At 65.4% G+C, this 12,116-nt stretch carries 12 protein-coding genes; 5 read left to right on the top strand and 7 right to left on the bottom strand.

The features are described 5' to 3' along the window. Window positions 1-48 precede the first annotated feature (48 nt). Genes RLN94_RS07995 through RLN94_RS07985 form a run of 3 tightly spaced genes read left to right on the top strand, consistent with a single transcriptional unit; the run spans window position 49 to window position 3,430 of the window. On the top strand, window positions 49-801 hold the full coding sequence (locus RLN94_RS07995; RefSeq protein WP_350128388.1) for a cytochrome c biogenesis CcdA family protein: 753 nt from the start codon (window positions 49-51) through the stop codon (window positions 799-801). A 53-nt stretch (window positions 802-854) separates the two neighbouring features. After that, on the top strand, window positions 855-2,069 hold the full coding sequence (locus RLN94_RS07990; protein ID WP_350128385.1) for a hypothetical protein: 1,215 nt from the start codon (window positions 855-857) through the stop codon (window positions 2,067-2,069). After that, window positions 2,066-3,430 carry a cytochrome P450 gene (locus RLN94_RS07985; protein WP_350128382.1) on the top strand — a complete coding sequence of 455 codons (1,365 nt, stop codon included), beginning with the start codon at window positions 2,066-2,068 and terminating at the stop codon, window positions 3,428-3,430. Before RLN94_RS07990 ends, RLN94_RS07985 begins: the two co-directional genes overlap by 4 nt. A gap of 199 nt (window positions 3,431-3,629) precedes the next feature. Here RLN94_RS07985 and RLN94_RS07980 read toward each other — a convergent pair whose 3' ends face one another. From RLN94_RS07980 to ppk2, 4 genes are all read right to left on the bottom strand, one after another. Further along, window positions 3,630-4,106: an arsenate reductase ArsC gene (locus tag RLN94_RS07980; protein ID WP_350128379.1), complete on the bottom strand. Its 477-nt coding sequence runs from the start codon at window positions 4,104-4,106 to the stop codon at window positions 3,630-3,632. Window positions 4,107-4,152: 46 nt separating this feature from the next. Continuing rightward, the gene (locus RLN94_RS07975) at window positions 4,153-4,269 is read right to left on the bottom strand and encodes a lipoprotein (protein WP_177228371.1); all 117 of its coding nucleotides are present in this window, start codon (window positions 4,267-4,269) and stop codon (window positions 4,153-4,155) included. A 32-nt stretch (window positions 4,270-4,301) separates the two neighbouring features. Continuing rightward, on the bottom strand, window positions 4,302-6,134 hold the full coding sequence (locus tag RLN94_RS07970; RefSeq protein ID WP_350128376.1) for an extracellular solute-binding protein: 1,833 nt from the start codon (window positions 6,132-6,134) through the stop codon (window positions 4,302-4,304). Between the two features lie 275 nt (window positions 6,135-6,409). Beyond that, window positions 6,410-7,330: a polyphosphate kinase 2 gene (gene ppk2 / locus RLN94_RS07965; protein WP_350128373.1), complete on the bottom strand. Its 921-nt coding sequence runs from the start codon at window positions 7,328-7,330 to the stop codon at window positions 6,410-6,412. 189 nt (window positions 7,331-7,519) lie between these two features. On the opposite strand from ppk2, the gene RLN94_RS07960 reads away from it, so the two are divergent. After that, on the top strand, window positions 7,520-8,293 hold the full coding sequence (locus RLN94_RS07960) for a 3-hydroxybutyrate dehydrogenase (protein ID WP_350128370.1): 774 nt from the start codon (window positions 7,520-7,522) through the stop codon (window positions 8,291-8,293). A gap of 37 nt (window positions 8,294-8,330) precedes the next feature. Further along, window positions 8,331-9,347 (top strand): patatin-like phospholipase family protein, encoded by a 1,017-nt coding sequence (locus RLN94_RS07955; RefSeq protein WP_350128368.1) that lies wholly within the window; start codon window positions 8,331-8,333, stop codon window positions 9,345-9,347. Between the two features lie 3 nt (window positions 9,348-9,350). Here RLN94_RS07955 and RLN94_RS07950 read toward each other — a convergent pair whose 3' ends face one another. The 3 genes from RLN94_RS07950 to RLN94_RS07940 form a co-directional block, all read right to left on the bottom strand. Further along, entirely contained in the window at window positions 9,351-10,049 is a 699-nt protein-coding gene (locus RLN94_RS07950; protein WP_350128365.1) for a DUF502 domain-containing protein, read from the bottom strand. 72 nt (window positions 10,050-10,121) lie between these two features. Continuing rightward, a complete protein-coding gene (locus tag RLN94_RS07945) occupies window positions 10,122-11,036 on the bottom strand; it encodes a pseudouridine-5'-phosphate glycosidase (protein WP_502949444.1) in 915 nt (304 codons plus the stop codon). A 5-nt stretch (window positions 11,037-11,041) separates the two neighbouring features. Further along, window positions 11,042-11,935, bottom strand: coding sequence for a PfkB family carbohydrate kinase (locus tag RLN94_RS07940; RefSeq protein ID WP_350128360.1), 894 nt, complete (start codon window positions 11,933-11,935; stop codon window positions 11,042-11,044). Window positions 11,936-12,116: the final 181 nt, after the last annotated feature.

Here is a 12,116-nt window from a genome sequence, read left to right as displayed (position 1 = left end):
GACAGATGGCCTCGTGACCCGGCCCCGCGAATGGTCTATGTGAGCGCCATGTTCGGAATCGAGATCATCGACGCGGCCCTTCTTCCGGCCATGGCCGTGGCGCTTGCCGCGGGGATCATTTCGTTTCTCAGCCCCTGTGTTCTGCCCGTGGTGCCGCCCTACCTGGCTTATATGAGCGGGATCACCGTGGGGGATCTTTCCGCCTCCGGACAGCCGCGGTCACGGGCCGTTCTGCCGGCGCTGTTCTTCGTGCTGGGGCTGTCGACGGTGTTCCTCCTGCTGGGGTTCGCGGCTTCGGCGGCGGGCATGGTGTTCCTGCAATACCAGGGTTATTTCAATACCTTGGCGGGCGTTGTTGTGATGATCTTCGGGGCGCATTTCGTGGGCGTCTACCGGATCGGCTTTCTCGACCGCGAGGCGCGGATGGATGTGGGCGACCGGGGCGGATCGTCCTTCGGGGCCTATGTTCTGGGCCTGGCCTTCGCCTTTGGCTGGACGCCCTGCATCGGCCCGCAGCTTGGGGCGATCCTGTCGCTGGCGGCGTCGGAAGGATCCGTCACGCGGGGAACAGCGCTGCTGGCGGTCTATGCCGTGGGGCTGGGCGTGCCGTTCCTGCTGGTCGCGGCCTTCCTGCCAAGACTGGGCGGGCTGATGGCGTGGATGAAACGGCACATGGAACAGATCGAACGGGTCATGGGCCTGCTGCTCTGGACCATCGGGCTCTTGATGCTGACGGGGGGCTTTTCGGCCTTTTCCTTCTGGCTTCTCGAGACATTCCCGGCACTTGCCACCCTCGGTTAGGTCTTACTCTTGCCAAAAAGCTGCGCTAGGCTGTCGCCCAACAGAGGTGAGGTATGAGCAGCTTGCCCCAGCAAACCGTGCGCCGCCGGCGCGTCTTCTACATCCCGGGCTATGACCCGATCCATCCCCGCCGCTATCGCGAGCTCTATCGGAAAGAGGGCGCGGAGCAGGCGGATATCTCGGGCTATGCCATCGACCTGCAGGCCAAGCGCGGCAAGAAGCGCTATGGCTGGAGCGTCCGGGGCGAGATCGATGGCGCGACGGTCGATGCCGAGTTCGACGTGCTGGTCTGGTCCGATATCGTGCGGGACAGCATGGAGCGGGGCATCGTGGGGACCTACCTGCTGATGATCCGCACGGCGTGGGTCTATATCGCCTCGGGGGCGCTCTTTCGCCTGATGCGGCTGCGCAAGGGGCCGGTGATAGCGGCACTTTACCCGGTGGGGTTCCTGCTGGTGCAGTTGCTGATCGCGCTGGGGCTGGCCTGGGGACTGGGGAGCCTGTTGGCGGCCTATGTGCATTCCTGGCTGTTCTGGGTGGGGCTCGTCGTGGCGCCCTTCGCGCTGGAGTGGTTTCGCAGGAAGGACAACAAGTTTTTCGCCTATTACCTGATGCATGACTATGCCTATTCCGCCCGGCACCGCGGCGCCGAGCCGCCGGAGCTGGAGACACGGATGGCGCGGTTCACGGCAGAGATTGCCGATGCGATGAGGTCGGATGTGGACGAGGTGCTGGTCGTCGGGCATTCCTCGGGGGCGCATCTGGCGGTGTCGGTGCTGGCCGACCTGATCCGGCTGGGATACGTGCCGGCGAACGGGCCGACGCTGTCGTTCCTGTCGCTGGGGCAGGTGGTGCCGATGGTGTCTTTTCTGCCTGATGCCAAGAGGTTACGGCGCGATCTTGCGTTCCTATGCACCCGGGACGAGCTGACCTGGGTCGATGTGACGGCGCCGGGGGATGGCTGTGCCTTTGCGCTGTGCGACCCGGTGGCGGTGTCGGGCGTGGCGCCGGAGAAGGGCAAGCGCTGGCCACTGATCCTGTCGGCAGCGTTCACGCAGACGCTGAGCCCGGAGCGGTGGAAGGCGTTGCGCTGGCGGTTTTTTCGGCTGCATTTTCAATACCTTTGCGCCTTCGACCAGCCGGGGGATTATGACTATTTCCGGATCACCGCCGGGCCGATGACCCTGTCGGAGCGGTTCGAGAACCGCCCGCCATCGCCCAGCCGGATCGAAATCGCTGCGTCGAAATACACGAGCACGGCGGCATGACCCTGCCGCCCAAGCCCCCCGCGCGGGAGGGTGCGGTATCGCTTCGGCGGTATATGCGGTTGTTTCGGCAGGATATTTTGTCGGCCCAGCCGGCAAGATTGTACCGGGCCTGGATGGCGGAATACCGGACGCCGTTCTTTCGGTCTTTCCTTTGCAATCAGCCGGAACTGGTCGACCTGATCCTGAAGGAACGGCCGGACGATTTCCCGAAATCGGACCGTATTCGGGAGGGGTTGAGGCCGCTTCTGGGGAACTCGGTGTTCGTGACGAATGGCGAGGTGTGGAAGCGGCAGCGGCGGATCATCGATCCGTCTTTCGAGGGCGGGCGGCTGCGCGATACGTTCCCCGCGATGCTGGAGGCGGGGCAGGGTGCGGTGGCGCGCGTGAGGGCGAGGGCCGATGGAGAACCCATTGAAATAGAAGAGGAAACCAGCCACGCGGCGGCGGACGTGATCTTTCGCACGCTGTTCTCGATCCCGATCGAGCATGCGGTGGCGCGGGAGGTCTTTGCGGAGTTCAAGGAGCATCAGCGGAGCCAGCCGGTGCTGAACCTCGGGGCGCTGATCCCCTTGCCACGTTGGTTTCCGCGGTTTCACCGGAGGAAGACGAAGGCTACGGCGGCGACGATCCGGCGGCTGATCACGCAGTTGACCACGGAGCGGATGGCGGAGATCAAACGGGGGGAGGCGCCGGACGATCTGGCGACCAAGATCATGACCACGGCGGACCCGCAGACGGGAGAGCGGTTCGACACGGAAGAGATGGTCGATCAGGTGGCGATCTTCTTCCTGGCGGGGCATGAGACGAGCGCCTCGGCGCTGGCCTGGGCGCTGTATCTGCTGGCGCTTTATCCGGAGTGGCAGGAGAAGCTGGCAGCGGAGGCAATTGAGGTCTACGGCAACGGGGTTCCGGGCTTTTCCGACATGGGCAAGCTGCGGGTGGCGAGGGATATTTTCCGTGAGACTCTAAGGCTTTACCCGCCGGTGCCGATGATGGTGCGGGAGGCCGCGTGCCCGGAGAGGTTCCGCGACAGGGAGGTGCCGAAGGGCAGCCAGATCGTGCTGAGCCCATGGCATTTGCAGCGGCATGAGAGGCTTTGGGAAAGGCCCGACGCGTTTGACCCGGCGCGGTTCGCGACGGAGAACGGGAAAGAGTGTTTGCGCCATGCCTATATGCCGTTTTCGGCGGGGCAGAGGGTGTGTACCGGGGCCGGGTTCGCGATGATCGAGGGGCCGCTGATATTGTCGCTGCTGGTCAGGGAACGCCGGTTCGAGGTGGTGCCGGAACGGCCGGCGATGCCGGTGGCGCATCTGACGGTCAGGGGGAAGGACGGGATCTGGCTGAGGGTGACGCCGCGGTGATTTCGGAGCTGTCGACAGGGATTTCGGGCGAATCGGGTTAACGGGCTTATTTTGCTGTGGATGCCGTGTCGGTATCGCGTCGGTAATACGTCGGTATCACGTCGGTGTTTCGGTCAGTTTCGCTTGGTGTTGATGCGCCGTACAGCGCGCAACAGGCAAGATGTTGTGTGCCGCGCAACAGGGGCGATTGGCAGGTGGGTCAGCCCTGCTGACCAATGCGGTCGAGCATGGCCTTCAACTCGCCCTGTTCCATGGTCTCGAAATTCATGTCGAGCAGGGCCAGGGCGCGGGCCTCCAGCTTGTCGTAGGCCTCGTTGAACGCGGCCTCCCATTCCGCCTCGGGCGCCTTGGCCGGGTCGTCCACGCCCCAATGCGCGCGGACCGGGGCGCCGGGCCAGACGGGGCAGGTTTCGCCCGCCGCCGAGCCGCAGACGGTGATCACCATGTCCATCAGCGGCGCGTCGTCGGCGGCGAATTCATCCCAGCTTTTGGAGCGGGCATGGGTGATGTCGTGGCCCTTCTCCTCGAGCAGCCTGAGCGACTGGGGATGCACCCGGCCGGCCGGTTGCGAGCCGGCGGAGAACGCGCGGACGCGGCCGACGCTTTCGGTGTTCAGGATCGACTCGAGCAGGATCGACCGGGCGGAATTGCCGGTGCAGAGGACAAGAATATTCATGCCTCGCGCCCTAGCGGAAGCATGTGACAATCAGATGACGCTGGTCCTAGAACCAGCTTTGAACGCCGCGTGCCGCGCCCGAGATATCCCGGCCGACACCGTCGACCGTTGCGCAGCCTGACACGGCTACAGCGATCAGCGCCAAAGCAATCAGCCTTTTCATTGGTCCACCCTCGTGGTTTCTTGTTTTGCCTGTTATCGGTCTTCTGCCTCGTACCACCAGACCTGCGGGAGGAACCAAACCCCGTCCCCGTAGACTGGAAGGTGGTCCTGTGGATAACTCAATTCCTTCAAATGCGCAATCCGGCCCTCGGAATATTGATGGATCGGAATGACATAGCGACCCGAAATCAACACCCGGTCGAGCGCCTGGACGGCGGCGAGGAAGTCTTCGCGGCTGCGGGCGGAGAGCATTTCGTCGATCATTGCGTCGGCGGCGGCGGATTTCATGCCCATCAGGTTGCGCCCGCCGGGCTGATCCGCGGCCTCGGCGCCCCAGTAGAGGCGCTGTTCGTTGCCGGGCGAGAGCGAGAGGTCGCGGCGCATGAAGGTGATGTCGAAATCGTACTCCGCCTCGCGGGCGAGATACTGGGCGTTGTCGATGGTCTCGATGCGCAGGTCGATGCCGAGCCGTTCGAGCGCCTGTTTGTAGATCTCCATGTAGGTGGTGACCTGGCTGAGGAGCGCGTCCTGCCGGAGGAGGACGTTCAGCACGAAGGGGCGGCCCTCGGGGTTCTTGAGCACGCCGTTCTCGACGCTCCAGCCGGCCTCGTTCAGGAGTTTCATGGCGGCGCGGATGTTGCCGCGGTTGCGCTTGGTGCCGTCGCCCTCGGGCAGATGGTAGCCTTCGAGCGTGCCGGGGGGCAGGGTGTCGGCGAAGGGCTCCAGCAGCTCGCGGACGCGGCCCTTGGCGGGGCCGGGCTGGAGGGCGAGGTCGGAGTTGGAGAAATAGGAGGTGATGCGCGGCTGGCGGCCGCCGGTGAGCGTGTCGTTGACGTATTCGAAATTGAAGGCGCGGATCAGCGCCTCGCGCACGCGCCAGTCGTCCAGCGGGGGGCGGCGGGTGTTGAAGACGAAGCCGGTGATGCCGGAGGGTTTCTGGTGCGGGATCTCGGTCAGCACGATGTCGCCGCGTTCGACGGTGGGGAAGTTGTACTGTGTCGCCCAGCGTTCGGCGTTGAATTCGCGCAGATAGGAGACGGCCTGGGCCTTGAAGGCCTCCTGCAGGACGGTGTTGTCGCCGTAGAATTCGATGCGGATCTCGTCGAAATTCATCGTGCCGCGGCGGAAGGGGAGGTCGTTGCCCCAGTAGTCGGGGTTGCGCCGGAGGGTGACGTGGCGGCCGATCTCGTAATTCTCGACCGTGTAAGGGCCTGTTCCGATTGGGATATCCTCGAGCCGGGAGGCGGCGAAATCGAGCTCGTTCCATTGCGATTTCTTGAGGATGGGGCGCATGCCGGCGAGGAGGGCCAGTTCACGGTCCTCGGTGGTGAAGGTGAGGCGAATGGTGCGCGGGCCGGTGGCCTTTATCTCGCCCACCTGGGACCAGAAGGCGCGGTATTTCGGATGCCCTTCCTCGCCGATGGTGCGGTAGGACCAGATCACGTCCTCGACCGTGACGGGGGAGCCATCGGAGAAGCGGGCGTCTTCGCGGAGGGTGAATTCGACCCACTCGCGATTCGGGCCCGTCTCGACCGATTCGGCGAGAAGGCCGTAGAGCGTGAAGGGTTCGTCGTAGGATCGGCCCATCAGCGACTCGTGCGTGAGGTAGGATAATTGCCACGGCGCCTCGCCCTTCAGGGTGAAGGGATTGAGGGTGTCGAAGGTGCCCACGTTGCCGGTCACCACGGCGCCGCCGCGGGGGGCGTCGGGGTTGGCGTAGGGCAGGGACACAAAATCCGGGGGGAGGGCGGGATCGCCATACATAGCTATGCCATGCGCGGGCTCTGCGAGGCTTGCGGAGGCGGAGAGGACGAGGGCGGCGGAGGCGACGCAGAACCGGGCGCGCCTGAAAAATTCTGATCTCATTTCGGCAACAATCCCGTGAGGACTTTGTATGGCTGGCCGGGACCGTAAAGACGGATTCACGTCTTTTCAAACTTTTAGCTTGGATCGCGGCGCCGGATTGCTTATAAAGGGGTTACTGCTCGATAGGTTTCTTGCCTGTATGAAACCTGCCTCAATAACTTAACGCCGGCCTCGTGCCGGCGTTTTTTTTGGTTTGCGGGTTGGGTCATCGGGCTTCCCCCTTCAACGAGAAAGGGCGCCGAAGCGCCCCCTGCATCGCGGCCCTGGCGGGCCGGTCAGTATTTCTGTGGAACGTACAGGTCGTCGGGTAGCACGCGGCGTTCGTAATCGGAATTGTAGACGCGGTCCGGCAGGGTCACTTCCTCGTGTTCGACGGGTTCGTAGGGGATCAGGCCCAGCAGGTGGTCGATGCAGTTGAGGCGGGCGCGCTTCTTGTCGTTGCCCTGGACGATGTACCACGGCGCCTCGGGGATGTTGGTGCGCTCGAGCATCTCTTCCTTGGCCTTGGTGTAGGCCTCCCACTTGACGCGGCTTTGCAGGTCCATCGGCGAGAGCTTCCACTGTTTCATCGGGTCGTGGATGCGCATGAGGAAGCGGAGCTGCTGTTCCTCGTCGGTGATGGAGAACCAGTATTTCACCAGCCTTATGCCGGAGCGGACGAGCATCCGTTCGAATTCGGGCACGTCGTGGAAGAAATCCTCGACCTGGCCCTCGGAGGCGAAGCCCATGACGCGTTCGACGCCGGCGCGGTTGTACCAGGAGCGGTCGAAGAGCACGATCTCGCCGGCGCCGGGGAGGTGGGGGACGTAACGCTGGAAATACCATTGCGTCTTTTCCCGGTCGGAGGGGGCGGGGAGGGCCACGACGCGAACGATGCGGGGGTTGAGGCGCTGGGTGATGCGCTTGATGACGCCGCCCTTGCCGGCGCTGTCGCGGCCCTCGAAGATGACGACGATCTTTTCGCCGGTGGCCTGGACCCAGTCCTGCAGCTTGATGAGTTCGGATTGCAGGGTGAGCAGCTTGACGAAGTAATCCTTGCGCTCGAGCGAGGGCGGGTGCGCCTCGCGGTAGATGCGGCGGATTTCCATCGACAGGGCGGGTTCGGACATCTCGAGCTCGACATCCTCGTCGAGGGCGTCGGCGAGTTCGGCGGCGAGCCAGTCGGAGGGGCCGTCTTCGTGGTCAAAGTCGTGCATGGTGTGATCTTTCCGGGTCGTCTGGGGTTTGTCCTGACGGTTAAACACGGTGAAATCAACAAAACTGTGAAATCGGCGCGGGGCGGGGGATAATCACGTTTATTTTGCACGCGCAGCATGGCAGGCTCCGGCCGCAGGGCTTATGTGAGGGCCCTGGACCAATTGAAACCGCTTCCGGAGGGAAAAACCATGTCAGTTTCGGGCAAGACAGCAATCGTCACGGGGTCGAATTCGGGGATCGGGCTTGGTGTGGCGCGGGAACTGGCGAAGGCCGGGGCGGAGGTGGTGATCAACTCGTTCACCGACAACGAGGAGGATCACAAGCTGGCCCGTGACATCGGCGAGGAGTTCGGCGTGAAGGTGCGCTATATCCAGGCCGACATGTCGGACCCCGACGCCTGCCGCAAGCTGGTGGAAGAGGCCGGGCGCTGCGATATCCTGGTCAACAACGCCGGCATCCAGCATGTCGCGCCGATCCAGGATTTCCCGGCGGCGAAGTGGGATGCGATCATCGCGATCAACCTGAGCTCGGCCTTCCATACCACGGCCGCCGCGCTGCCGATGATGCGCAAGGCGGGCTGGGGCCGGGTGGTCAACATCGCCTCGGCGCATGGGCTGACGGCGAGCCCCTACAAGTCGGCCTATGTGGCGGCCAAGCACGGGGTCGTGGGGCTGACCAAGGTCACGGCGCTGGAGACGGCGGAGGAGCCGATCACGGCCAATGCGATCTGTCCCGGCTACGTGCTGACGCCGTTGGTGGAAGCGCAGATCCCGGACACCATGAAGGAATATGACATGGGCCGCGAAGAGGTGATCAAGAACGTGATGCTGACGCGCCAGCCCTCGAAGGAGTTCGCCACGGTCGAGCAGATCGGCGGCACCGCGCTTTACCTGTGCTCGGACGCGGCGGCGCAGGTGACGGGCACCACGATCAGCGTGGATGGCGGCTGGACGGCGCTGTAAGCCGGGTGGCGCGCGGTCGATGCATTGGGGGTGACCCATGACCAAGCGGATCAACCTTGCCCTGCAGGGCGGGGGCGCGCATGGCGCGTTCACCTGGGGCGTGCTGGACCGGCTGCTTGACGAGGAGGATATCGAGGTGGCGGCGATCACCGGCACCTCGGCGGGCGCGCTGAACGGGGCGGCCTACAAGTCGGGCTGGCTGAGCGGCGGGCGCGAGGGGGCGCGGGCGAGCCTCGACTGGCTATGGCGGCAGATGGGGGCGCTGAACGATCTGCGTCTGCCGGGGTGGATGGCGGGCAACCCGATGATCCCCGGGCAGGTGGCCACCGCGCTGGAAGCCTCGCCGCAATTCCTTGTGGCCGACGCGATGACGCGGGTGATCTCGCCCTATGCCTATGGGCCGTTCTACGTCAATCCGCTTGAGCGGATCGCGCGGGAGTTCTCGTTCGACAAGGTCTGTGCCCACGAGGGGCCGTATCTGTTCGTGGGCGCGACGAACGTGCATTCCGGCAAGATCCGGATCTTTTCCGGCGACGATATCAGCCCCGAGAGCCTTCTGGCCTCGGCCTGTCTGCCGACGCTGTTCCAGGCGGTCGAGATCGACGGGGCGCATTACTGGGATGGGGGCTATACCGGCAACCCGGCGCTGTTCCCGCTGTTCCGGCCGGAGTTGCCGGCGGATATCGTGATCGTCAACATCAACCCGCTGGACCGGCCGGAAGTGCCGCGGTCGCCGCAGGAAATCCAGAATCGGATCAACGAGATCAGCTTCAACAGCTCGCTTCTGCGGGAATTGCGGGCGATCAATTTCGCGCAGCGCCTGCTGGAGCAGGACATCATCGACGAAGGTGCGATGAAGCGGCTGTTCGTGCACATGATCTCCGACGACCGGCTGATGCGGGACATGTCGGTGGCCACGAAGCTGATGCCGACGCCGCTGACGCTGAGCCGGCTGAAGGCGGCGGGGCGCCGGGCGGCGGAGGGGTTCCTGGAGCAGCACCGCGACGACCTGGGCGCGCGCGGCACGGTCGATTTGGCGGATGCCTATTCCTGAGGCTCAGGCGGCGCGGTCGCGCTTGGCGGGCGTGCCTTCGCCGGGGGCGGGCATGTTGGGGTAGACGAGGCCGGCGGAGATCACCAGCTTGGCCGCGTCCTCGATCGACATGTCGAGTTCGATCACGTCTTCCTTGGGGAAATAGAGCAGGAAGCCCGATGTCGGGTTGGGCGTGGTGGGCACGAAGACCGAGAGCAGCTCGCCCCCGGTGACGGCCTTGTCGGTGATCTCGCCTTTGGCGACGGTCGAGATGAAGCCGATGGCCCAGATGCCCTTGCGCGGATACTCGATCAGGCAGGCCTTTTCGAAGCTGCGCTCGGTCTGGGCAAAGACGGTTTCGGCGATCTGTTTCACGCCCGAGTAGATCGAGCGCACCACCGGCATCCGGTCGACGAGGGATTCCGCGAAGCGGATCATCGACTTGCCGATCAGCCCCTTGGCGATCCAGCCGACGATGATGGTGAAGAGCAGGAAGATGATGACGCCGACGCCGCGCAGGTTGATCCCGATATAGTTCTCGGGGCGCATGTTGTAGGGCACGAGCGGCAGGACGAAGCTGTCGACCCAGCCCATCAGCGTCCAGATCAGCCAGATGGTCAGGCCCACCGGCGCGATCACGACGATACCGGTCAGGAAGCTGGCCCTGAGCCCGGCGAAGAGGCCGGGGCGCTTGGGGGTGTCGTCGTCGAAAGGCGTATTCATTTCAATTTTACTGCCGCAGGTGAACAGACGTTAATTAAAGCCTTATGCATCGCGCCACAATGGGAATTCCTGTCACGCGGGGCCGGTGGCCGGTTTGGCGATTTCCGTGGCGATGGCGGCGGCGAGGGCCGCATTATTGAGCACCAGCGCGATATTGGCGTCAAGCGAGCGGCCGTGGGTCAGCTCGAAGAGGCGGTCGAGCAGGAAGGGGGTGACGGATTTGCCGGTGATGTTCTTTTCGGCGGCCTCTTCCGTGGCGCGGGCGATGATGGGCTCGATTTCTTCGGGCGGGATCTCGGCCGTGGTGGGGATGGGGTTGGCTATGAGCTGGCCGCCGGGGAGGCCGAGCGCGGCGCGGGCGAGGTGGGCCTGGGCTATCTGCGACGGCGTGTCGAGGCGCAGCGGCGCGGGCAGGGGGGAGGTGCGCGACCAGAAGGCGGGGAAGCTGTCCTGACCGTAGGCGATGACCGGGACGCCGAGGGTTTCCAGCACTTCCAGCGTCTTGGGCAGGTCGAGGATGGCCTTGGCGCCGGCGCAGACCACGGTGACGGGGGTTTGCGCCAGCTCGTGGAGGTCGGCGGAGATGTCGAAGCTTGTTTCCGCGCCGCGGTGGACGCCGCCGATGCCGCCGGTGGCGAAGGTGGCGATGCCGGCGTGTCGGGCGGCGATCATGGTGGCGGCGACGGTGGTGGCGCCGGTGCCGCCGCGGGCCATGCAGACGGCGAGGTCGGCGCGGGAGAGCTTGGCGACATCCTTGGCCTTGGCGAGGGTTTCGAGCTGGGGGTCGGTGAGGCCCACGTGCAGCGTGCCGTTCAGCACCGCGATGGTGGCCGGGGTGGCGCCGTGGTCGCGGACGGTCTGTTCGACGCGTTGGGCGGTCGAGAGGTTGTCGGGCCAGGGCATGCCGTGGGTGATGATGGTGCTTTCGAGGGCCACGACGGGGGCGCCGTTGGTGAGGGCGGTGGCCACTTCGGGGGAAAGTTCCATGTTGGTCAAAGGCTTGTATCTCCGGACACGTGGTGGGCGGCGGCGTCGAGGGCGCGGGTGAGGGCGGCGGGGCGGTCGGCGCCGGCGGTTTCGGCAGCGATATGGGCGGCCATGAACGTGTCGCCCGCGCCGGTGACGCGGGTGACCAGCACCTGGGGCGGCTGGCCGGTGAGCACGCTGTCGCCCAGCCCGTCGGCGGCGGGGTTGCCGCCATCGGTGACGATGGCCCGGCGGGCGCCGCGTTTCAGGAGGCCGTGAGCGGCCTCGGGCGCGGAGGCGAAGGGCTGCTGGCAGAGGAGGCCGGCCTCCTCGAGGTTGACGTAGAGGGTGCCGCGCGCGTGTTGCAGGAAGGGCAGGAGGCGCTCGGCCTTGCCGGGCGAGGCGGGAGCGACGCGGAGGTCGGCCGTGGCGAAGAGGGGGCTTCGGGCGATCTCGGAGAGGAGTTCGGCGGTGAGGTTGCCGTCGAGCGCGACGGGGCCGGTGTAGGGCTTGTTTTCCTGAGCCAGACGCCCGTCGCGCAGGGGGTCGAGGATGCGGGGGCCGGCGGCTTCGAGCGTGTGGGCGTCGGCGATGGCGGCGATCAGGCCGTTGGCGCCCTCGACCGCCATGTAGCGATCGGTGGGCAGGTCGTCGGAGCGGTAGACATGGGCGGTCTCCATCCCCATGGCGGTGCAGCGGGCGAGGAGTTCCTCGCCCTGCCGGTCGCGGCCGACGGCGCTGAGCAGGACGGGGCGGAGGCCGAAGCCCAGCAGGGTCATGGCGATGTTGAGGGCGACGCCGCCGGGGAGGCGGGTGATGCGGCCCGGCACGTCGGAGCCCTGCCGCATGACGCTGGCGGAGCGGCCGATCACGTCCCACAGGACGGAGCCGATGCAGAGGATGTCTGTCATGGGGCCCATGTTGCGTGTCGGGAAAGCGGGTGCAAGGCGGATTCCGGGGCAGGGGGCGCGAATCGGGGGTAACGGGTTGGTTCGGGGGAGAAAAGCGGGGTCGGTATCGTGTCGGTATCACGTCGGTATTTCGTCGGTGTTTCTGACCGACGGGCACGCGGTTAACGCGGCGCGCGGTGCGGTTCGGGGC

Source organism: Roseovarius sp. (assembly GCF_040223625.1).
GTDB lineage: Bacteria > Pseudomonadota > Alphaproteobacteria > Rhodobacterales > Rhodobacteraceae > Roseovarius.
This window is presented reverse-complemented; position numbering and strand designations above follow the sequence as displayed.

Bases quoted from the DNA above. Each gene is read 5' to 3' on its own strand.
- RLN94_RS07995 (WP_350128388.1), top strand. From the start codon at position 49: ATGTTCGGAATCGAGATCATCGACGCGGCCCTTCTTCCGGCCATGGCC.
- RLN94_RS07990 (WP_350128385.1), top strand. From the start codon at position 855: ATGAGCAGCTTGCCCCAGCAAACCGTGCGCCGCCGGCGCGTCTTCTAC.
- RLN94_RS07985 (WP_350128382.1), top strand. From the start codon at position 2,066: ATGACCCTGCCGCCCAAGCCCCCCGCGCGGGAGGGTGCGGTATCGCTT.
- RLN94_RS07980 (WP_350128379.1), bottom strand. From the start codon at position 4,106: ATGAATATTCTTGTCCTCTGCACCGGCAATTCCGCCCGGTCGATCCTG.
- RLN94_RS07975 (WP_177228371.1), bottom strand. From the start codon at position 4,269: ATGAAAAGGCTGATTGCTTTGGCGCTGATCGCTGTAGCCGTGTCAGGC.
- RLN94_RS07970 (WP_350128376.1), bottom strand. From the start codon at position 6,134: ATGAGATCAGAATTTTTCAGGCGCGCCCGGTTCTGCGTCGCCTCCGCC.
- ppk2 (WP_350128373.1), bottom strand. From the start codon at position 7,330: ATGCACGACTTTGACCACGAAGACGGCCCCTCCGACTGGCTCGCCGCC.
- RLN94_RS07960 (WP_350128370.1), top strand. From the start codon at position 7,520: ATGTCAGTTTCGGGCAAGACAGCAATCGTCACGGGGTCGAATTCGGGG.
- RLN94_RS07955 (WP_350128368.1), top strand. From the start codon at position 8,331: ATGACCAAGCGGATCAACCTTGCCCTGCAGGGCGGGGGCGCGCATGGC.
- RLN94_RS07950 (WP_350128365.1), bottom strand. From the start codon at position 10,049: ATGAATACGCCTTTCGACGACGACACCCCCAAGCGCCCCGGCCTCTTC.
- RLN94_RS07945 (WP_502949444.1), bottom strand. From the start codon at position 11,036: ATGGAACTTTCCCCCGAAGTGGCCACCGCCCTCACCAACGGCGCCCCC.
- RLN94_RS07940 (WP_350128360.1), bottom strand. From the start codon at position 11,935: ATGGGCCCCATGACAGACATCCTCTGCATCGGCTCCGTCCTGTGGGAC.